Consider the following 19896-nt stretch of genomic DNA (forward strand, 5'->3'; position numbering starts at 1 on the left):
TTAAGTGGCACGTGTTTTATTTATTAATGCTGGATCAGAAGGACATATAAATCCAACGTTGCAAGTTGTAGAAGAATTAGTTTCGCGTGGGGAAGAGGTAGTTTATTTTTCAATAGAAGCTTTCAGAGAACGTATTGAAAAAACAGGGGCTATTGTAAGAACAATTGACGACCAAAGGTTTATAAAAGCATTTCTTTCCGGTGGCCGAAATTATTTACAGGAAAGAATAAACGGCCTTCTACATACAGCAGATGTTATTATACCAAGTGTTCTTGAACAAATTGAAGGGGAACATTTTGATTATATGATTCATGATTCGATGTTTGGCTGCGGTCGTTTAATTGCTCAAATTTTAAAGCTTCCAGCAATAAATTCTTGTACATCTTTTGCACAGGATGAAAAATCATTTGAACAAATGTTAGACCATTTGTCTAAAAATATACCAGTGGAAGTTCAAGATAAAATACATAATGATTATGAACGATTAACTAAGGAGGTTGCGGAAAAATATAGTGTTGAAATAAAATCACCGTATGAAGTTTTCTGTAATCCAGCGCCACTTACTATTGTGTATACAATAAGGGAATTCCAACCTTTTGGAGATATGTTTGATGAAACATTTAAATTTGTAGGTCCATCTATCTCTACGCAAGTGAAAAATGAAGCCTTTGATTTTACTGCAATTGAAGAAAAAAGCTTGATTTACATTTCACTAGGTACTGTTTTTAATGAAGCGCTTGATTTTTATAAACTTTGTATGAAGACGTTTGAAAATAGTGAGCATACTATTATGATGTCTATTGGTAATAAAACGAAAATAAGTGATTTAGGTACTATTCCTAAAAACTTCATTGTGAAAAACTATGTACCACAAACTAAACTCCTTGCATATACAAAGTTGTTTATTACACATGGCGGAATGAACAGTACACATGAAGGATTAAATAACGGGATTCCACTCATTGTAATTCCGCAAAGTGCAGATCAGCCAGTAATCGCAAAGCAAGTAGAGAATCTAGGAGCTGGGATTAAGTTATCTATGAAAGAATTAACTGGGGAACAACTACGTGAAAGTGTAGAACTTGTATTAAATAATCCATCATATAAAGAAGCTGCATTGCATTTGAAGAAGTCTTTCCAAAAATCTGGTGGCTATAAGGAAGCTGTTGATGAGATTTTTACATTTATAGGTCAGTGATAAATGAAAGATTATACATGAGAAGAGTGTCTATATGAAATGATATAGACACTCTTCTGTTATATGTTGCAAAGAATCAATTTTATTGAAAGGTTGAATATTCAGTTTTAAAAATTCAGGCCATAGTTTTACAAGTTAGTAATGCTTTCACAGTCTCTGCACAACTTCTGCACATGTTTTTGTGATTTCTATGTCATGATATATTCGTTAAGTGAAATATTTCACATAAAAAGAAATATATTTTCACTGCGGTGTATGTATAACTAACACATACATCGATACAAGATTGTCTCTTGTTATTCTTTTACATCGAAGCCCACATTACACTACAAATTATAACAAGAAGGGGACAGAAATATGAAGAATCGATTATTAAAACAACTACAAAACATGAAAATGAACAAAAAAAGTCTAGGAGCTGTTGCATTAACAGCTGGAATTATTGGCACGACACTTATTCCTCAAAATGCATACGCGCATGGTTTTGTTGAAAAACCTGGCAGCCGATCTGCTTTATGTAGTCCAGCCTATGGTGCACTAAATGTAAATTGTGGAAGTGTTATGTATGAACCACAAAGTTTAGAAGCTCCAAAAGGCTTCCCGCAAGGTGGCCCAGTTGATGGGAAAATCGCTTCTGCAGGTGGTAAATTTGGTGGTATTTTAGATCAACAAACAGCCGATCGTTGGTTTAAAAATACAATCACTGGTGGGGAAAATACATTTACTTGGAAGTATACAGCGCCTCACTTAACGAGCAAATGGCATTACTATATTACAAAAAAAGGATGGAATCCAAATAAAGCGCTCACAAGAGCAGATTTTGAACCAATTGGAACTGTACAACATGATGGGTCTGCAGCCTCAAATCATTTAACTCACAAAATCAATGTACCTACTGATCGTAGTGGATATCATGTGATTTTAGCAGTATGGGATGTAGCCGATACAGCAAATGCGTTCTATAATGTTATTGATGTTAATCTCATCAATGACGTAAAACCAGATATAGAGGCTCCAAGTATTCCAAATGGAATACAGGCACAAAAAGTAACAGCGCATAGTATTGAACTAGCATGGACCACTTCTACGGATAATGTAGGGGTAAAAGGATATCAAATCTTCCGTAACGGAGAGATGATCGACACAGTACCGGGCACTCATTATATTGATAAAAAATTACAACCAAGTACGGAATATTCTTATACTGTAAAAGCGATTGACGCGGCTGGAAATGCTTCGAAAGAAAGTGAAAAGCTTACAGTAAAAACGGCAGTTGAGGCTCCTGATACAGAAGCACCAACACAACCAAAAGGATTACATAGTATGGGAACGACAGCGTCAAGTGTGGATTTAATGTGGAGTCCATCTGACGATAATATTGGTGTAGACCATTATGATATTTATAGAGAAACAGAAGGGGCAATGAAAAAGATTGCAACATCTAATACAACTTCTTATATGGATAAAAATTTACTCTCTAATACTACTTATAAATATGTAGTGAAAGCTGTTGATGTAGCTGGAAATGAATCTATACAGAGTGATATATTCATAATTACTACAAAAACTGAAAGCGTTTCATATGAAGAATGGGATGCAAAGAAAGCATATGAAAAGGGAGATAGAGTTCTATACGAGGGAAAAGTATATGAAGCAGTCCAAAGTTATAAAGGAAATGGGGATCCAAACTGGATTTATGCCTTATCATTATGGAAAACAGTGTAAGCTTTACCTTGGTATGAACTAAGAGATAATGGGCTTTGATGCAAAAGGACATCTTGAGAATTCATTTTTCTACAAATAAAAAAGGGCAGTATATGAATACATAAAGTAGTTTCATATACTGCCTTTTTTATTATGATAACATTTTCGTCATAAGTATATGCGGAATGCCATCTTCCATAAATACATCAGAAGAGGTTTGATAACCTAGTTTTTTATAAAATCCTTCAGCCTGTGTTTGACCGTGTAGTTTTACTTTTGTAGATTCTTTTTCACGAGCAATTTCTTCTAACGCTTGAATAATTACTTTGCCTAAACCGTATTTACGATAGTCTTTTAAAATACAAATACGTTCTAATTTTCCAATTCCATCAACAAATCGGATACGACCTGTACCAACAGGAAGATTGTTATAATAAACTAAAATATGTTTACATTCCTCCCCGATTTCATCAAACATATCGAATTCATCTTCAAGTGGGACATTTTGTTCTTTTACAAATACTTCTTTTCGAATATGAAAGGCAGTTTCTAAATCTGTAAGTTCTGTTATGAGTTTGGAGTGCAAATTGTTCAATCCTTTCTAGTGTGATGTACTTTTGTTTTCATAGTATATCATAATGTTACGTAATAACGAGAAAATATAAAAAAGCTGACTGTAAGAGTCAGCATTCATTATAATTCCTGTATCCCGTTTTTTGTTCCAATAATCGCCTTACTAGTCATATTAACAAACAATCCGGTTTCAACTACACCAGTAATCATTTTTAATCGTTTGTGTAAATCGGAAGGAGTAGGTATATGATTAGGGAATATACAATCGATAATCATGTTATTATTATCGGTGATAAACGTTTCATTATTTTTTAAGCGTAACGTTGTTTGACATCCTAAAGATTGAATTTTACGTTCGGTTTGTTTCCATGCAAAAGGTATGATTTCAATAGGTAATGGAAAAGTCCCTAAACTTGTCACAACTTTTGATTCATCAACGATAATGATAAGTTCTTTCGAGGAGGAGGCTACAATTTTCTCGCGAAGTAATGCACCACCGCCTCCTTTAATAAGCTGTAAATTAGAATCAATTTCATCAGCTCCATCAATTGTAAGATCAAGACTTTGTACGTCGTTTAACGAAATCAACGGAATATTTAGCTGCTGTGCCAATGCTTCCGTTTCCTTTGATGTCGGGACAGCTTGAATTGATAATCCCTCTTTTACACGTTGACCTAATTTTTGTATCGTCCAGTATGCAGTTGATCCTGTGCCAAGACCAATCTTCATACCATCTTTTACGAAGGTTGCAGCATATTCACCAGCTATCTGTTTTAAATCCATCGCTTTACTCCGCCGGACGTGGTCCAGCATCAAGGCCTGAATTTTCAACTGTAAGTACCGGACGAACTACTATATCCTTATGTACACGCATTTGACAAGATAATCGTAAATGATCTTCAATTCCTTTTTCTGTCATCGCATTTTTTTCATTCGCACTCGCTTCACAAAAATCACCGGCTATAATTTCTACTCTACAAGTTGTGCAACGTGCTTTTCCGCCGCAACGATGGAGTATGTTTACACCGTTATCTTCAATCGCTAATACTAACTTTGTTCCTTCTTTTACATCAAAAGTTCCCGCACCTTCAATTGTTAATTTTGGCAAATTTGTTCCTCCTCACGTAAAATTGTACATAACATATTTATGACCGCGAATTATTGAACATAAACATAATTTTTTTATATGCCCCGTAACTTTTTTATTTGTTGAATCGTTAATTAAGTAAGCGCTGAAAAGGAGTGGTTATTTTGTGCACAAAAGTAACTCATATTTTGAAAAATCATATCGATATGAATCATTCAAATATAACTTTTTTAATTGAGCAATACGGAGAGTTGAAAAGATACTGTACATTTTTAACGAAAAATAAATGGGATGGCGAAGATCTTGCCCAAGAAACAGTTTGTAAAGTGCTTCAAAAATATAGTAATAAAGATATTTGTATGACGCTCGTGTATAAAATAGCTAGAAATCGTTGGTTAGATCAAATAAAGTCAAAATCAGTTCATGAAAAAATAAGAGACCAAATTACTTTTGAAGAACCACATGAAAAAATTGCAGATTTGCATGAAATGGTAGGGAAAGTATTATCTTCATTAAATGTACAGCAATCCGCAATTTTATTATTAAAAGATGTTTTTCAATATAGTATCGCTGATATTGCTAAAGTATGTTCCGTATCGGAAGGGGCAGTAAAAGCTTCTTTGTTTCGGAGTAGAAATAGGTTGAAAACTGTAAGTGAAGAAGGGATAGAGATAGTTGAATTCACAGATGATATGGAAGTTGTAGTAACGTCTATTCGAGAAGAGAGACCGGAATTATTAACGAAACTGCTTCCAACAATAGATTTTACTAAGTTACCATCTAAACAGCCAGTCTTATTATTTAATGTGAAACAACCTTCTTCCTACAGTTGTATGCTTTGCGTTGCATAACAATTATTGGAGGGATTTAAAATGAATGCAATTCCATATGTTGTAGAACAAACGAAATTAGGAGAACGTTCCTATGATATATACTCAAGGTTATTAAAAGACCGTATTGTTATTATCGGTTCAGAAATAAATGATCAAGTAGCGAGTAGTGTCGTAGCTCAATTATTATTTTTAGAAGCAGAAGATGCAGAGAAAGATATATTTTTATACATTAATAGTCCAGGCGGATCAACGACAGCAGGTTTTGCCATATTAGATACGATGAATCTCATTAAACCAGATGTACAAACGCTATGCATGGGATTTGCAGCATCATTTGGTGCATTGTTATTATTATCAGGTGCAAAAGGAAAACGATTTGCGCTACCTAACAGTGAAATTATGATTCATCAGCCGCTTGGTGGCGCACAAGGGCAAGCAACGGAAATTGAAATCACAGCAAAAAGAATTTTAAAGTTAAAACATGATATTAATAAAATGATTGCAGAAAAAACAGGGCAACCGATTGAAAGAGTAGCACATGATACAGAAAGAGATTATTTTATGACTGCAGAAGAAGCGAAGGCATATGGGATTGTAGATGATGTTGTTACGAAAAAATAGCAGAAAGCAGGCTAGAGAGTAAAGTATATTCTCTAGCCTGTTTTATTAATCTTTTATCCATTCATCGACTAACGCTTGATTCTTTTTAATCCATTTTCGCGCCGCTTCTTCGGGATCTTTCGTTTTATTTAACTCGACCATTAATGTACCAAGTTGTTCATCGTTCATTTTCCATTTGTCGAAGTATTTTATGATATCCGGATGATCTTTTTCGAAACCTTTACGAACGGAGTAATAAATGTCATCTTTTTCACCATATACTTTCTTAGGGTCTTTTAAATATTTTAAGTCAAATTCTGAAAAACCCCAATGTGGATTCCAAAGCGTAACAGCGATTGGTTTCTTTTTCGTATATGCTTTTTTTAGTTCACTCATCAAAGCAGCTTCAGAAGATTGGACAAGTTTTAGCTTTATATCATATTCCTTCATCGCTTTATTCGTTAAGTTCATAAGACTGCTGCCAGGTTCAATTCCGACAATTTTATTATCTAGTTCATCTTTATGTGCATTTAGATCTTCAATGCTGTTTATGTTTTTCACATAAGAAGGGACAACTAAACCTAGTCCGGTTCCTTCATACCATTTTGATTTTAAGACAATATCATCTTTATAACGATCATTTAGTGGTTTATCCGTAACGGGTAGCCATACTTCTAAATTAGCATCAACATCACCGCGAGCAACACCAGTCCAAATTGCCGCTTTTTCTAAATACATGAGTTCAACTTTGTAGCCTTTTTGTTCTAGTAGTACCTTCCACATGTTTGCAGTTGCAATATTTTCTTTCCAACTTGTTACACCAAGTTTAATTTTTCCTTTCGAATTTGCATTTGTTGTATTACATGAAGTGAAAATCATAGTAATAAATAATGCAAGGCATATAAACCAAATTTTCTTTCGCATCGAAAACCTCCTAAGAAACGTTTGCCTCTTTAAATAAATGTATAAGTAAGCATTCTTATTATGAACGGAAAAAAGAATTTTAAAGAAATCTTATAAATGTTATTTTTATGTAATATTTCTTTGCAAAATCGCAACACTATGTGAATAGATGGGTAGAAAAGGAGTAGTGACATGGATAATACAAAGGTACGTGTTGAAAACGTAACAAAAGTATTCGGGAAACATCCGCAAAGAGCGCTTACCTTATTAAAAGAAGGAAAAAGCAAATCGGAAATTTTGAAAGAGACAGGAATGAACGTTGGTGTGAAAAAAGCAACGTTTGAAGTATACTCTGGAGAAATTTTCGTTATTATGGGTTTGTCAGGTAGCGGGAAATCTACGTTAGTTCGTATGTTAAATCAATTAATTAAACCGACAGCGGGCCATATATACATAGATGGTGAAGATATCGCGACGATGGGCAAGGAAGAATTACGGAGAGTAAGAAGAACGAAAATGAGCATGGTATTTCAGAAATTCGCTCTATTCCCTCATCGTACCGTTTTGCAAAATGTTGCATATGGGTTGGAAATACAAGGAGTTCCAGTAGAGGAACGAGAGAGAAAAGCGTTAGAGTCCTTGAAGTTAGTTGGATTAGACCATCATAAAGATAATTATCCAAGCCAACTGAGTGGTGGTATGCAACAGCGTGTCGGCATTGCGAGAGCGCTTACGAATGATCCGGATGTTTTACTTATGGATGAGTCATTTAGTGCATTAGATCCACTGATTCGAAAAGAAATGCAAGATGAACTGTTAGAATTACAAGATAAAATGGAAAAAACAATTATTTTTATTACGCATGATTTAGATGAAGCCCTTCGAATTGGTGATCGAATTGCATTGATGAAAGACGGAGAAGTTGTCCAAATTGGAACGCCAGAAGAAATTATGATGAGTCCTGCCAATGAGTTTGTCGAGAAATTCGTGGCGGATGTGAATTTAGGAAAAGTAATTACAGCGGAATCTATACTAAAACGACCAGAGACTTTATTAATTGATCGTGGACCACGTGTAGCACTTCAAATTATGAGGAACGCCGGGGTTTCTACTGTGTATGTTGTTAATAAAAAGTATGAATTTTTAGGTATATTAACTGCGGATGATGCAAGTAAAGCCGTTCAAAAACAGTGGCCGATTGCCGATTTATTACTTAACGATATTCCGCACGTGTATTTAGATACTTTACTAGAGGAAACGTATGCAAAAATGGCAGAGATGAAATATCCGTTACCCGTAATTGATGAGAAGAAAAGACTTAGAGGAATCATTAAACGTGAAAGTGTCATTCAAGCTCTTGCAGGAAACATTGAGGAAGAGGTGAAAGACGATGAATAGTATTCCGCGTATTCCATTAGGGGAATGGGTTGATTCATTTGTTGCAAGTTTATATGAGCACTTTGAAGGCTTATTCCGAGGATTCTCTTATATTATTGGAGGATTCGTTGATTTACTCACTAATTTTTTAATAATAATACCGGCCATATTGATGATTATTTTACTGTGTTTCCTCATTTGGTACACAACGAGAAAAGTATCTTTAGTTATTTTTACACTGATCGGATTATTATTTATTTTAAATATTAACTACTGGGCACAGACGATGCAAACATTAGCACTCGTACTTACTTCCGTTATTATTTCAATTATTGTTGGAATTCCAATTGGGATATTAGCATCTCAAAATGAGCGTTTCTCAAAATTTTTAAAACCGACATTAGATTTTATGCAGACAATGCCGGCTTTCGTATATCTGATTCCTGCGATTACATTTTTCGGAGTAGGAGTAGTACCTGGGATTATTGCATCAGTAATCTTTGCAATGCCACCGACAATTCGTTTTACTGATTTAGGAATTAGACAAGTTCCAGAAGATTTAATAGAAGCAGCGAATGCATTTGGTTCAACCGCATCACAAAAATTATTTAAAGTACAATTACCACTCGCAACTGGAACGATCATGGCTGGTGTGAATCAAAGCATTATGCTTTCTTTATCTATGGTAGTAACAGCATCTCTTGTAGGAGCACCAGGTCTTGGGGTTGATGTATACCGCTCTGTAACACAAGTTAATATCGGAATGGGATTTGAAGCCGGACTAGCTATTGTTGTCATTGCGATTATATTAGACCGCATTACACAAGGATTTCATCAAAAAAGAAGATAAAAGGAAAACACACTTTATTATACAAAGTGTGTTTTTTTGTTTGAATAGATTACCTTCAGCTGATACAAAAACTTGGTTTTGTTGTTATTTCATTGATTTAATTCTTCGATGAATAACGATATGTTTATTTAATATAATAGCGACTTGAAAATCTCTTCTTAAGAAGAGGATTATGTGGTGGGAAAGTATAAGTAATAAAGTACATTTTTTTGGAAATTATTAATTGGAATAGCGAATATATTAGGAGACAGTGACGTCATGTAAATAGATATTATTTTGGAAGAAATGATGAGAGGAGATGCTATTTTGTCTAAAAAGAAAAAAAGTAATGATACCTTGGCAATAGGCGTCGGTATAGGGGTTGTAATCGGTGTAGTCCAAGGTTATTTTACAAATAATTTAGTAATCGGAATTGTGATTGGGATTGTAATTGGAGTTGTGGTTTTGAAGAAAAAATGAGCTGTAAATTCAATTCAAAATTGTTGCATTAAAAGAATGAATTTTCGGAATATAAATCCTATTTTTCCTTTTTTTATGATATTATATATAAAAAGGATGGTGATGGATATGTCAACAAATAATCAAGAAGAACAAAATTGCTTCATTTGTGAAAAACATAAAGGAAATATTACAGTTCCAGGTGGAGCTATTTACGAAGATGAACTCGTTTACGTTGGACATGTCCACTGGGATAGCGAAGAAACGTATCTTGGTTATGTAATGATAGATATAAAAAGACATGTACCTGGTCTTGCTGAACTAACAGATGAAGAAGCGAAAAGGTTCGGACTTATATCAAGTAGAGTAAGTAAAGCACTAAAAGAAAGTGAAGGTGCAGAACATATTTACACTTTTGTTTCAGGAAATGGTGTACCACATATGCATATGCACATCATACCGCGTTATGCAAATACACCAAAAGAGTTTTGGTCACCGACTGAAGTAGCGAAATGGATGGGTGCGCCTTATGGTGACGCAGAAAAAATTAAAAAACTATGTGAAAGATTGCGAAAGTATATGGTGAGTGAATATGCATACAACAAATAATAAACAATATTTATGGGTTGGAAGTAGTGAAATGTGTTTAGATGAAGTTTCAGTAAAACAATATGGTGATATCGTGCTCGGTACATATGGTGGGAATATTAGTGCCGGAGCAAAAAAGAATGAAGATGGTGCGTTAGTTTGGTCAAATGGTGATTGGGAATTTGCAGCTATATTAGATGGACATAATAGTGCAGAAAGTGTTGATTTAGTAGTAAATACAATTCAAAAAGAATATGAAAATATAAAAGAAATGATGAATGAATCGATTGATACAGTATTTCGATCTATTGAAAATCATATTCTTACAATCTTACAATCTTCTTCATTTAAGGAAAAGTGCAAAAGAATTAAAGGTGAAACAGCTTGCTTACTATGTGTAAGAAAAGAAAACTACATATGGTGGTTATCTATCGGAGACTGTTTAGTGTATGTATTTCATGATGAATTACACAAATTAGGACAATACGCACTAAATCAACGTCATTTTTACGAATGGATTGGTAACGTAAATACTTTTGATTTACCTGTTCCTTGCTATTCATCAGGAATTCGTGAATTACGTACTGGGAACAATCGAATTGTAATGGTGACAGATGGGGTATTAGAATGCGGGGAACGTCGGTATGAAACTCCTGTAAATCTGTATAGTGATATGAATAGAAATAATAACGTACTTAAAGTAAATATCCATAATATTTTAGAACACGTTCACCAGCAATTAGGAAGAGATAGTGCGACGATTATTAGTTGGGACATAGAGAACAAAATGAGTGCTACGTATCCGAGTGATCAGCCGGAGAAAATAAAAGTAAGAAAATAAAAGGAGAGGTTTTTCTGTCAATTACCAAAATAACTCTATTAATTTTATGGGTACTATGTATATTCGTTTTTGAAAAAATAGCAAGAAAAAGATTAAACATCCCGAAACAAAAGGGATGGGATAATCAATATGTGAATAAAACACATAAATGGGGGAATAGAATTATTATTTTCTCTTATATAGTTGTTATTGCGATAAGTGCTTTTTTTCCAAACCGTATATTTATGGGGTATGTACCTCTTTTGTTTTTTATCACGTTATATGGATTTCAATCATATATGGAGTGGAAATATGATAAGGAATCGCGCGAGTTCTTGATTTCATTATTTGCAGTTACAGGGCTAATAATAACTGGATTAATTATATATTTCTTTCTTTAATAAATTTTCAATTAAAGATTTAAAGGAGGAAAATAATGAATAGATCTGTATTGCGTGTAGAAGTCATTATTGATAATGGAGATAACTCAAAAGTGCTCGTTCAATGCGATGAAAATGAATCATTTTATCGTTTTCCAGGAGGCTCTATTGAATTTGGTGAAACAGCAAAAGAAGCGATAATAAGAGAATTAATGGAAGAATACGATTTGAAGATTGATGTTCAAGAGCTAGCTGTTGTAAATGAGCATATTTTCGAGTGAAACAACGAAAAAGGACATCATTGTACATTGATACATTGGGGAACTGTTAAAGAGAGAGTTACAAATGAAATAAGACATAAAGAATATGAGGATATTATATTAATATGGAGGAGCATAGAGGAATTAAAGGAGAAACCAACATACCCTGAAGGAATTGTAAGTTATTTAGAAGAGAATAAACGTAATATAGTCCACTTTATTACTAAAGATAAATAAGGTAATAGGAGGGGGAGCGATGGGTATTTCTACAATTTTGCTTATTATTATTGGACTTGGCATAGGTGGTTACTTTATAGAACAGTTTTTAAGAAGAAAATTAAATATTGAGAAAAGAGGCTTCTTTGGATATAAGCATGTGAATAGTTTACATGTAAAATTAGAAATAGGACTTATTATTATTTATGTAATAAGTAGTTGTTATTATATGTTTAAATTTGAAAACGCTAAAATGGCTTATGTCATGTTCACTTATTTAGGGATATCATGGACTTTAAGAGCATGGATGGAATGGAAATATGATAGAAAATCAAAAGAATATATACTTTCGATAACGGGAATGGTTTCTTTTATATTGATGCTCTCGATACTATTTTATTTCGTTCCACCAGCAACGTAAAACTTTAATAACGGAATGTAAGAGATATAAGGGGATGGGTTAGTTTGGATTTAGACTTAATTTTAAAATGGGCTGAAGAAAAATGTACAGAACAGTCACTACTAATAATAGGTATTGATGGCTGTGGCGGTGCAGGTAAAAGTACGTTAGCAAATAAAATAAAAAGTAATTTTTCAACTGTAACGATTGTTCATATGGATGATTTTTATTTACCATCTGCAAAGATTGTAAATGAAAATCCTACGAATAAATCAATTGGTGCAGATTTTGACTGGAAACGCCTTTTAAAAGAAGTTTTAAATCCGATTAGTAATGGACTAGAAGGGCGTTATAAGCGTTATGATTGGGAAAAGGATTCTTTAGTTGGATCCCATATTGTTCCTGCCGGTGGTATTGTAATTATTGAAGGTGTATATGCAACACGTCAGGAGCTAGCGGGAATGTATGATTTAAAAATATGGGTGAATTGTCCTCGTGAAACACGTATAAAAAGAGGAATTGCTAGAGACGGGGAAGCTACGCGTGATATGTGGGAAAACAATTGGATGGTTGCTGAAGATATGTATGTAGAAAGTCATAAGCCACATGAATTTGCAGATTTTATTATTGATGGTACAAATAATGAGATAACTAATAAATAAGAAACCATTTACTACTAAATGGTTTCTTATTTAATTTAAGCATGTATTTAAGCATGTATTTAAGCATGTATTTTAGCTAATATCGATGTAATAAAATTTGTTTTATCCTCTGCATATTGATGTTTATCATTAGGATTAGCTTGTGAAAGTTGAATCTTCAATTGTTCATACTGTATACGAGCAGTTTTATTGTCTATTAAGTAATCTCGAAATTGTAATTGTTCTATTAAATATGTATTCCCTTGTTCATACATATGAATTTGATGAGTTCTTGGTTCACCTTTATTAAAATAATATCGTTCAGGCAGTACATCTTTTCTATATTTATAGTTTAGCAGTTCTAACTTGTTAATACAGTTTAAACCATCGTTATAATCTTCTAATTCGATTGCAATATCAATAATTGGCTTTGCACTTAATTGTGGAATAGCAGTACTACCAATATGGTGTATGGCTAAAATATGTTCGCCAATTTGTTTCTCAATGAATTGTTTCTCTTTCATAAACTCAAATTCCCATTCTTCAGTCCACGGAGTTAAAAACACTTTTCCATATGGTAAACCTAACATTTAATTCGCACCTCATTCAAAATGTTTTTTAAGTCTATTACATTTTCTTAAAGCTTCTCAAAACAAGATATTCCCACAATCTCCAAGGAAGAATTTTCTTTGCAAAGATCATAAATTTTACACCTTTACCGATTGGATAACGTAAATTCGTACGCTTAGACTCAGCAATTTCTACAATTTTATTAGCAACATCTATCGGATTACCAAATGTATCACTGCCGCTATTAATATGTTTTTGTATTTTACCCATATATTCTTTGTATGGAGAAGTAGTTTCAGATTGATTTTCTGCTAATTGTTTACCAACTTCCCAAATGTTCGTGTTATAAGAACCTGGTTCCACTAAAGCAACATCTATTCCACAAGATTTCACTTCTAAACGAAGGGATTCACTCCATCCTTCTAATGCATATTTGGAAGAAACGTAAGGAGATAGACCAGGGAATCCGACTTGACCACTAATGCTGCTTATATTAATGATTTTTCCGCTTTTTTGTTCTCTCATATATGGTAAAACAAGCTGAGTGATTGAAATAGCACCAAAAAGATTCGTTTCAAATTGTTTACGGTATTCTTCTACTGGAATTTCTTCTACAAAGCCACCATTTGCATATCCTGCATTATTAATAAGGAGGTCTACTCTGTTTATGTTTTTTAAAAATAATTGAAAGTTATGTATAGAGTTTTGATCGGTTACATCTAATTGTTGAATTTTAATGTTTTGCAGTAAGTTGAATTGAGTGGCCTGAGATAGTAAGTTCACTTGTTTTTCAAGGTTTCTCATTGTAGCGATAACTAAATAGTCTTTTTTTGCAAGTTCAATTGTTGTTAAAAGACCGAACCCACTTGAAGCTCCTGTAATAACCGCGATTTTTTTATTCATTGGTCGCTCGCTTTCTTTTTCTTTTATCATAACGAGTTATAAAAAGAAAATCTATTTTTCTTACATGCATTATGAAACCAATTTGTATGTAAAAAAGGGGATTATAGGAAATTAGCGTATATAGAGTAGTGTATATTAATATGATAATGAAATGAGGGAAGAGAGATGGCCCATGTGAAAGATGTATTAGCAGATCAGTTATTAGCGAATGCGAACGATCCTAGTTGGTATATTCCGTTTTCAGATGCAGTTAAGGGTTTATCTGAGAGGGAAGCTTTCTGGAAACCGAATGAAGAGAGTAATAGTATAGCTGAAATTGTACAACATTTACTGTATTGGAATTCTACGTGGCAAACTAGATATAAAGAATCGAATGTGAATGCTGTGCCCGCTATTGGAGATAATAACAAAAGTTTTATGCTTTCAAATAATCAAACTTTCGATGAATTACGAGAAAAACTACTAGAGAAACTGTTACTATGGCAAAATCTCATAAATGAAGAAAAGGTTGAAAGCGATGTAGTGGGATTTCCTGTTTCTGCAAAGTGGTGGGAAGTGCTAGCCAATGTAACTACTCATAATGCATATCATATCGGTCAAATTATTTACATCCGAAAATTACAGAAGAGTTTTGATGGTGAATAAGATAATAATTTTCAAATTAGGTGAACAAAAGTGGACAAAACGAGACTAATGTCTCATTTTGTCCACTTTTTTATTTTCAACATAGAGAGAAAACCTATTAAATCAAGGATTGGAAATTGGCACGGTACTTGCAATATAAAAGATGAACAAGAAAATAGGAGGGCTGAACATGTTAAAAACAACTGAAAGTAAAGGGAATGGAATTACGAAAGAACAAGCTCGCTGGATGTACGAAAAAATGTTAGAGATTCGTAAGTTTGAAGATAAGGTGCATGAATTATTCGCGCAAGGCGTTCTGCCAGGTTTCGTCCATTTATACGCTGGGGAAGAAGCTGTAGCAGTTGGTGTATGTGCCCACTTAACGGATAGTGACAGTATTACAAGTACGCATAGAGGACATGGACACTGTATCGCAAAAGGTTGTGATTTAAACGGTATGATGGCTGAACTTTTCGGGAAAGCGACAGGATTATGTAAAGGTAAAGGCGGATCCATGCATATTGCTGATTTAGATAAAGGAATGCTTGGTGCAAATGGTATTGTAGGCGGTGGTTTCCCGCTTGCTTGCGGCTCGGCATTAACAGCTAAATATAAAGGAACAAAAGATGTAAGTGTTTGTTTCTTCGGTGATGGAGCAAATAATGAAGGTACGTTTCATGAAGGGGTTAACTTAGCGGCGATTTGGAAGTTACCAGTTATTTTTATCGCTGAAAATAACGGTTACGGTGAAGCAACGACATTTGAATATGCTTCAAGTTGTGATTCTATTGCGGATCGTGCGAAAGCTTATAACATTCCAGGTGTTCAAGTAGATGGAAAGGATCTTCTAGCTGTATATAAAGCTGCTGAAGAAGCAGTAGAACGTGCGCGTAATGGCGGTGGTCCAACAATAATTGAATGTATGACATATCGTAATTACGGTCATTTCGAAGGTGAAGCACAAACGTATAAAACTTCAGAAGAAAAAGAAGAACATTTAAATGAAAAAGATGCGATTGTGAATTTCCGTAAGCATTTAATTCATGAAGCTTTATTAACTGAATCTGAGCTTGTAGATATGGAAAAAGCAGTAGATGAAGCGGTTCAAAAATCAATTGAATTTAGTGAAAATAGTCCATATCCAGAGGATGAAGAGTTATTAAAAGATGTATACGTTTCTTACAAATAAGAGGAGGGTGAAAAATAATGACTAGAACAGTAAGTATGTCAACTGCAATTAATGAAGCGATGAAAATCTCAATGCGTCGTGATGAAAACGTAATTTTAATAGGAGAAGACGTTGCAGGTGGTGCACAAGTTGATCACTTGCAAGATGATGAAGCATGGGGCGGTGTTCTTGGTGTTACGAAAGGCCTTGTACAAGAATTTGGCCGAAATCGTATTTTAGATACACCAATTTCAGAAGCGGGTTACATGGGAGCAGCAATGGCAGCTGCGGCAACAGGACTACGTCCGATTGCTGAATTAATGTTTAATGATTTTATCGGTAGTTGTCTTGATCAAGTATTAAACCAAGGTGCAAAGTTCCGCTATATGTTCGGTGGTAAAGCGAAAGTGCCAGTTACAGTACGTACGATGCATGGTGCAGGTTTTAGCGCAGCTGCACAACATTCACAAAGTTTGTATGCGTTATTTACGAGCATTCCAGGTATAAAAGTTGTCGTTCCTTCTACTCCATATGACGCAAAAGGCTTATTATTAGCGGCAATTGAAGATGATGACCCAGTAATCTTCTTTGAAGATAAAACACTTTACAATATGAAAGGTGAAGTGCCAGAAGGTTATTACACAATTCCATTAGGTAAAGCAGATATTAAACGAGAAGGTTCTGACGTAACAATCGTCGCCATTGGAAAACAAGTTCATACAGCACTTGCGGCTGCTGAGCAATTAGCGAAAAAAGGACTTGAAGTAGAAGTGATTGATCCGCGTTCTTTATCACCACTTGATGAAGATACGATTTTAGCATCTGTTGAAAAAACAAATCGACTGATTGTTATTGATGAAGCAAACCCTAGATGTAGTATCGCAACAGATATTGCGGCAATTGTAGCGGATAAAGGATTTGATTTGTTAGATGCACCTATTAAACGAATTACAGCACCACATACACCAGTTCCGTTCTCGCCACCACTTGAAAAGTTATATTTACCAACGCCAGAGAAAGTAATTGAAACTGTATCAGAAATGATCGGAGACCAATCTTTATTACATGTGTAATGAAACGATGAGAAGGGAGAGAGAAATATGGCTGTAGAAGTTGTAATGCCGAAGTTAGGGATGGCGATGAAAGAGGGTATTATTACGAGCTGGAATATTAAAGCGGGTGATAATGTGGCAAAAGGAGAATTAATTGCTAGTATTAATTCAGAAAAAATTGAAACAGAGATAGAAGCACCAGCTGATGGAACTGTACTTGATATAGCTGTAAGTGAAGATGAGGGAGTTCCACCTGGCACTGTCATTTGCTATATCGGTAAGCTGAACGAAAAAGTAGAAATCAATGAAAGTATAAATGTTGTAGAAGAAAAAGCACCTAATCTAGAGCCTAAAAAGGTCCAACATCCAGAACCATATGCGAAAGAAGTGGCGAAGCAAAGAATCAAAATTTCACCTGTAGCGAAGAAAATTGCAAAGTCTGAAAATCTAGATATCAAAGCATTAGTTGGTACAGGCCCTGGCGGAAGGATTACAAAAGTAGACGTATTAAAAGCGATTGAAGAAAGAGTAACAATTCCAGAAGTACTTGAACAAGAAGAAAGTAAAGTAATTCCTGTTACTGGTATGCGGAAAGCAATCGCAAACCGTATGCATGCAAGTTTACAAAATAGTGCGCAATTAACATTAACGATGAAAGTAGATGTTACAGATTTAGTTGCTTTACATAAAGAAATAGCGGCAGTTGTACAAAAACGATACGATAACAAACTAACTATTACGGATTTCGTTTCTCGTGCTGTTGTATTAGCGCTTGGAGAGCATAAAGAAATGAACAGTGCTTATATGGATGATACAATTTATCAATTTGAACATGTTCATTTAGGCATGGCAGTCGCATTAGAAAAAGGATTAGTCGTTCCAGCTATTCGCTTTGCTAATAATCTATCTTTAGTAGAGTTATCTAAACAAATTAAAAACGTTGCACAAAAAGCAAGAGAAGGTAGTTTAAGTAGTGATGATATGCAAGGGACAACCTTTACAATTAGTAATTTAGGTAGCTTCGGTATTGAATATTTTACGCCAGTATTAAATACACCTGAAACTGGTATTTTAGGTGTAGGTGCAATTGAACATGTTCCAGTATATAAAGGGAAGAAAATAAAAAAAGGCAGTATGTTACCTTTAAGTTTAACATTCGATCATCGTGTATTAGATGGTGTACCAGCAGCTGCATTTTTACGCACAATTAAACGTTATTTAGAAGAACCTGTAACAATTCTTTTATAAAGAGAAGGTGAGAGAATGAGTAAACTAGTCGTTATTGGTGGCGGACCTGCTGGCTATGTAGCGGCAATTACCGCAGCTCAAAATGGAAAAGATGTCACTCTTATTGATGAAGCTGATCTTGGCGGGACTTGTTTGAATGTTGGGTGCATGCCTACAAAATCATTGTTAGAAAGTGCAGAAGTGCATGACATTGTGAGAAAAGCGAATCATTATGGAGTTACACTCAATAATGGAAGTATATCAATTGATTGGAAGCAAATGCAGGCGAGGAAATCACAAATCGTAACGCAGCTCGTTCAAGGAATTCAATATTTAATGAAGAAAAATAAAATAAAAGTTATACAAGGTAAAGCGAAATTTGAAACGGATCATCGTGTGCGAGTTATATACGGTGATAAAGAAGATGTAGTAGATGGAGAACAGTTCATTATAGCGGCAGGTTCAGAACCGACTGCATTACCCTTTGCTCCATTTGACGGAAAGTGGATTTTAAATAGCAGCCATGCAATGTCCATAGATTATATACCAAAATCATTATTAATCGTTGGCGGTGGTGTAATAGGATGCGAGTTTGCAAGTATTTATAGTCGTCTTGGAACAAAAGTTACGATTGTTGAAATGGCGCCGCAATTATTACCAGGTGAAGATGAAGATATCGCACACATTTTAAGAGGGAAACTAGAAAATGATGGTGTAGAAATATTTACAGGAGCAGCTTTAAAAGGATTAAATAATTATAAGAAGCAGGCTTCATTTGAATATGAAGGAAGTATCCAAGAAGTTAATCCAGAATTTGTTCTCGTTTCTGTCGGCCGAAAACCACGTGTACAACAATTAGATTTAGAAAAAGCAGGCATTCAATATTCAAATAAAGGAATTTCTGTGAATGAACATATGCAAACCAATGTATCACATATTTACGCAGCAGGCGATGTGATTGGTGGAATCCAGCTTGCTCACGTTGCCTTCCATGAAGGAACTACGGCAGCATTACACGCGAGTGGAGAAGATGTAAAAGTAAACTACCATGCTGTACCTCGCTGTATATATACAGCTCCAGAAATTGCTAGTGTCGGTTTAACAGAAAAAGATGCAAGAGAGCAGTACGGTGACATACAAATTGGAGAATTTCCTTTTACAGCAAATGGAAAAGCGCTTATTATTGGAGAACAAACGGGTAAAGTAAAAGTCATTGTGGAACCTAAATATCAAGAAATTGTAGGGATTTCTATTATTGGTCCACGTGCAACCGAACTGATTGGACAAGGAACTGTAATGATTCATACAGAAGTTACTGCCGATATTATGAGAGATTATATTGCAGCGCATCCTACTTTATCTGAAGCGATTCATGAAGCGCTATTGCAAGCGGTAGGACATGCTGTACATGCTTAGATGGAAATATAATAAACCACTATTCTCTAAATGAATAAGAGAATAGTGGTTTGAATTTTTACAGAAAA

The 19896-nt window shown here is 34.6% G+C and carries 23 protein-coding genes and 1 pseudogene; 18 read left to right on the forward strand and 6 right to left on the reverse strand.

What is annotated here, in order from left to right; genetic code table 11:
* Positions 1-4 precede the first annotated feature (4 nt).
* Together MR147_RS06135 and MR147_RS06140 are read left to right on the forward strand one after the other, a co-directional pair.
* Complete coding sequence (locus MR147_RS06135) at positions 5-1198, forward strand: macrolide family glycosyltransferase (RefSeq protein ID WP_074608655.1); 1194 nt, start codon at positions 5-7, stop codon at positions 1196-1198.
* 357 nt (positions 1199-1555) lie between these two features.
* Complete coding sequence (locus MR147_RS06140) at positions 1556-2923, forward strand: lytic polysaccharide monooxygenase (protein WP_242303806.1); 1368 nt, start codon at positions 1556-1558, stop codon at positions 2921-2923.
* 130 nt (positions 2924-3053) lie between these two features.
* On the opposite strand, the gene MR147_RS06145 is transcribed toward MR147_RS06140, so the two are convergent.
* The 3 genes from MR147_RS06145 to MR147_RS06155 all read right to left on the reverse strand — a co-directional run bounded on the left by MR147_RS06145 (position 3054) and on the right by MR147_RS06155 (position 4583).
* Positions 3054-3488 (reverse strand): GNAT family N-acetyltransferase, encoded by a 435-nt coding sequence (locus tag MR147_RS06145; protein WP_242303807.1) that lies wholly within the window; start codon positions 3486-3488, stop codon positions 3054-3056.
* A 107-nt stretch (positions 3489-3595) separates the two neighbouring features.
* A complete protein-coding gene (gene rpiA / locus MR147_RS06150) occupies positions 3596-4258 on the reverse strand; it encodes a ribose 5-phosphate isomerase A (protein WP_074608660.1) in 663 nt (220 codons plus the stop codon).
* A gap of 4 nt (positions 4259-4262) precedes the next feature.
* Positions 4263-4583, reverse strand: a complete 321-nt coding sequence (locus MR147_RS06155) for a 2Fe-2S iron-sulfur cluster-binding protein (RefSeq protein WP_001125378.1) — start codon at positions 4581-4583, stop codon at positions 4263-4265.
* 143 nt (positions 4584-4726) lie between these two features.
* On the opposite strand from MR147_RS06155, the gene MR147_RS06160 reads away from it, so the two are divergent.
* Together MR147_RS06160 and clpP are read left to right on the forward strand one after the other, a co-directional pair.
* Positions 4727-5413 (forward strand): RNA polymerase subunit sigma-70, encoded by a 687-nt coding sequence (locus MR147_RS06160; RefSeq protein ID WP_000337493.1) that lies wholly within the window; start codon positions 4727-4729, stop codon positions 5411-5413.
* Between the two features lie 21 nt (positions 5414-5434).
* A complete protein-coding gene (gene clpP / locus MR147_RS06165; RefSeq protein ID WP_000991625.1) occupies positions 5435-6016 on the forward strand; it encodes an ATP-dependent Clp endopeptidase proteolytic subunit ClpP in 582 nt (193 codons plus the stop codon).
* A gap of 45 nt (positions 6017-6061) precedes the next feature.
* Here clpP and MR147_RS06170 read toward each other — a convergent pair whose 3' ends face one another.
* Positions 6062-6919 carry a glycine betaine ABC transporter substrate-binding protein gene (locus MR147_RS06170; RefSeq protein WP_242303808.1) on the reverse strand — a complete coding sequence of 286 codons (858 nt, stop codon included), beginning with the start codon at positions 6917-6919 and terminating at the stop codon, positions 6062-6064.
* Positions 6920-7090: 171 nt separating this feature from the next.
* On the opposite strand from MR147_RS06170, the gene MR147_RS06175 reads away from it, so the two are divergent.
* The 9 genes and pseudogenes from MR147_RS06175 (at position 7091) to MR147_RS06215 (ending at position 12889) form a co-directional block, all read left to right on the forward strand.
* Positions 7091-8296 carry a quaternary amine ABC transporter ATP-binding protein gene (locus MR147_RS06175; RefSeq protein WP_074608663.1) on the forward strand — a complete coding sequence of 402 codons (1206 nt, stop codon included), beginning with the start codon at positions 7091-7093 and terminating at the stop codon, positions 8294-8296.
* Positions 8289-9125 carry an ABC transporter permease gene (locus MR147_RS06180; protein ID WP_001084757.1) on the forward strand — a complete coding sequence of 279 codons (837 nt, stop codon included), beginning with the start codon at positions 8289-8291 and terminating at the stop codon, positions 9123-9125. The genes MR147_RS06175 and MR147_RS06180 overlap by 8 nt, the downstream gene beginning before the upstream one ends.
* Before the next feature lie 288 nt (positions 9126-9413).
* Positions 9414-9584, forward strand: a complete 171-nt coding sequence (locus tag MR147_RS06185) for a glycine zipper domain-containing protein (protein WP_429672398.1) — start codon at positions 9414-9416, stop codon at positions 9582-9584.
* 102 nt (positions 9585-9686) lie between these two features.
* Positions 9687-10172: an HIT family protein gene (locus tag MR147_RS06190; protein ID WP_139302818.1), complete on the forward strand. Its 486-nt coding sequence runs from the start codon at positions 9687-9689 to the stop codon at positions 10170-10172.
* On the forward strand, positions 10156-10992 hold the full coding sequence (locus MR147_RS06195) for a PP2C family serine/threonine-protein phosphatase (protein WP_242303809.1): 837 nt from the start codon (positions 10156-10158) through the stop codon (positions 10990-10992). Before MR147_RS06190 ends, MR147_RS06195 begins: the two co-directional genes overlap by 17 nt.
* Positions 10993-11033: 41 nt before the next feature.
* Positions 11034-11372: a DUF4181 domain-containing protein gene (locus MR147_RS06200; RefSeq protein WP_242303903.1), complete on the forward strand. Its 339-nt coding sequence runs from the start codon at positions 11034-11036 to the stop codon at positions 11370-11372.
* A gap of 35 nt (positions 11373-11407) precedes the next feature.
* Positions 11408-11848, forward strand: a pseudogene (locus tag MR147_RS06205) (NUDIX domain-containing protein).
* Between the two features lie 19 nt (positions 11849-11867).
* Entirely contained in the window at positions 11868-12248 is a 381-nt protein-coding gene (locus MR147_RS06210; RefSeq protein ID WP_016717673.1) for a DUF4181 domain-containing protein, read from the forward strand.
* Positions 12249-12292: 44 nt separating this feature from the next.
* Entirely contained in the window at positions 12293-12889 is a 597-nt protein-coding gene (locus MR147_RS06215; protein ID WP_242303810.1) for a uridine kinase family protein, read from the forward strand.
* Between the two features lie 59 nt (positions 12890-12948).
* Here the strand turns inward: MR147_RS06215 and MR147_RS06220 are convergent, their stop codons facing one another.
* Positions 12949-13458, reverse strand: a complete 510-nt coding sequence (locus tag MR147_RS06220; RefSeq protein WP_074608673.1) for a GrpB family protein — start codon at positions 13456-13458, stop codon at positions 12949-12951.
* Positions 13459-13495: 37 nt separating this feature from the next.
* Entirely contained in the window at positions 13496-14341 is an 846-nt protein-coding gene (locus tag MR147_RS06225) for an oxidoreductase (protein ID WP_217695697.1), read from the reverse strand.
* Positions 14342-14506: 165 nt separating this feature from the next.
* Here MR147_RS06225 and MR147_RS06230 point away from each other — a divergent pair, with 165 nt between their 5' ends.
* The 5 genes from MR147_RS06230 (at position 14507) to lpdA (ending at position 19828) form a co-directional block, all read left to right on the forward strand.
* On the forward strand, positions 14507-14986 hold the full coding sequence (locus MR147_RS06230; protein WP_000951609.1) for a DinB family protein: 480 nt from the start codon (positions 14507-14509) through the stop codon (positions 14984-14986).
* Between the two features lie 169 nt (positions 14987-15155).
* The gene (gene acoA, locus MR147_RS06235) at positions 15156-16154 is read left to right on the forward strand and encodes an acetoin:2,6-dichlorophenolindophenol oxidoreductase subunit alpha (RefSeq protein ID WP_000921306.1); all 999 of its coding nucleotides are present in this window, start codon (positions 15156-15158) and stop codon (positions 16152-16154) included.
* A gap of 17 nt (positions 16155-16171) precedes the next feature.
* Positions 16172-17206 carry an acetoin:2,6-dichlorophenolindophenol oxidoreductase subunit beta gene (acoB, locus tag MR147_RS06240; RefSeq protein WP_074608677.1) on the forward strand — a complete coding sequence of 345 codons (1035 nt, stop codon included), beginning with the start codon at positions 16172-16174 and terminating at the stop codon, positions 17204-17206.
* 27 nt (positions 17207-17233) lie between these two features.
* A complete protein-coding gene (locus MR147_RS06245) occupies positions 17234-18433 on the forward strand; it encodes a dihydrolipoamide acetyltransferase family protein (protein WP_242303811.1) in 1200 nt (399 codons plus the stop codon).
* Positions 18434-18448: 15 nt separating this feature from the next.
* Complete coding sequence (gene lpdA / locus MR147_RS06250) at positions 18449-19828, forward strand: dihydrolipoyl dehydrogenase (RefSeq protein ID WP_074608680.1); 1380 nt, start codon at positions 18449-18451, stop codon at positions 19826-19828.
* Positions 19829-19896: the final 68 nt, after the last annotated feature.

This window comes from Bacillus cereus group sp. BfR-BA-01350 (genome assembly GCF_022663775.1).
Classification (GTDB): Bacteria; Bacillota; Bacilli; order Bacillales; family Bacillaceae_G; genus Bacillus_A; species Bacillus_A paranthracis.

Bases quoted from the DNA above. Each gene is read 5' to 3' on its own strand.
- MR147_RS06140 (WP_242303806.1), top strand. From the start codon at position 1,556: ATGAAGAATCGATTATTAAAACAACTACAAAACATGAAAATGAACAAA.
- rpiA (WP_074608660.1), bottom strand. From the start codon at position 4,258: ATGGATTTAAAACAGATAGCTGGTGAATATGCTGCAACCTTCGTAAAA.
- clpP (WP_000991625.1), top strand. From the start codon at position 5,435: ATGAATGCAATTCCATATGTTGTAGAACAAACGAAATTAGGAGAACGT.
- MR147_RS06170 (WP_242303808.1), bottom strand. From the start codon at position 6,919: ATGCGAAAGAAAATTTGGTTTATATGCCTTGCATTATTTATTACTATG.
- MR147_RS06175 (WP_074608663.1), top strand. From the start codon at position 7,091: ATGGATAATACAAAGGTACGTGTTGAAAACGTAACAAAAGTATTCGGG.
- MR147_RS06180 (WP_001084757.1), top strand. From the start codon at position 8,289: ATGAATAGTATTCCGCGTATTCCATTAGGGGAATGGGTTGATTCATTT.
- MR147_RS06185 (WP_429672398.1), top strand. From the start codon at position 9,414: ATGAGAGGAGATGCTATTTTGTCTAAAAAGAAAAAAAGTAATGATACC.
- MR147_RS06190 (WP_139302818.1), top strand. From the start codon at position 9,687: ATGGATATGTCAACAAATAATCAAGAAGAACAAAATTGCTTCATTTGT.
- MR147_RS06195 (WP_242303809.1), top strand. From the start codon at position 10,156: ATGCATACAACAAATAATAAACAATATTTATGGGTTGGAAGTAGTGAA.
- MR147_RS06210 (WP_016717673.1), top strand. From the start codon at position 11,868: ATGGGTATTTCTACAATTTTGCTTATTATTATTGGACTTGGCATAGGT.
- MR147_RS06220 (WP_074608673.1), bottom strand. From the start codon at position 13,458: ATGTTAGGTTTACCATATGGAAAAGTGTTTTTAACTCCGTGGACTGAA.
- MR147_RS06225 (WP_217695697.1), bottom strand. From the start codon at position 14,341: ATGAATAAAAAAATCGCGGTTATTACAGGAGCTTCAAGTGGGTTCGGT.
- MR147_RS06230 (WP_000951609.1), top strand. From the start codon at position 14,507: ATGGCCCATGTGAAAGATGTATTAGCAGATCAGTTATTAGCGAATGCG.
- acoA (WP_000921306.1), top strand. From the start codon at position 15,156: ATGTTAAAAACAACTGAAAGTAAAGGGAATGGAATTACGAAAGAACAA.
- acoB (WP_074608677.1), top strand. From the start codon at position 16,172: ATGACTAGAACAGTAAGTATGTCAACTGCAATTAATGAAGCGATGAAA.
- MR147_RS06245 (WP_242303811.1), top strand. From the start codon at position 17,234: ATGGCTGTAGAAGTTGTAATGCCGAAGTTAGGGATGGCGATGAAAGAG.
- lpdA (WP_074608680.1), top strand. From the start codon at position 18,449: ATGAGTAAACTAGTCGTTATTGGTGGCGGACCTGCTGGCTATGTAGCG.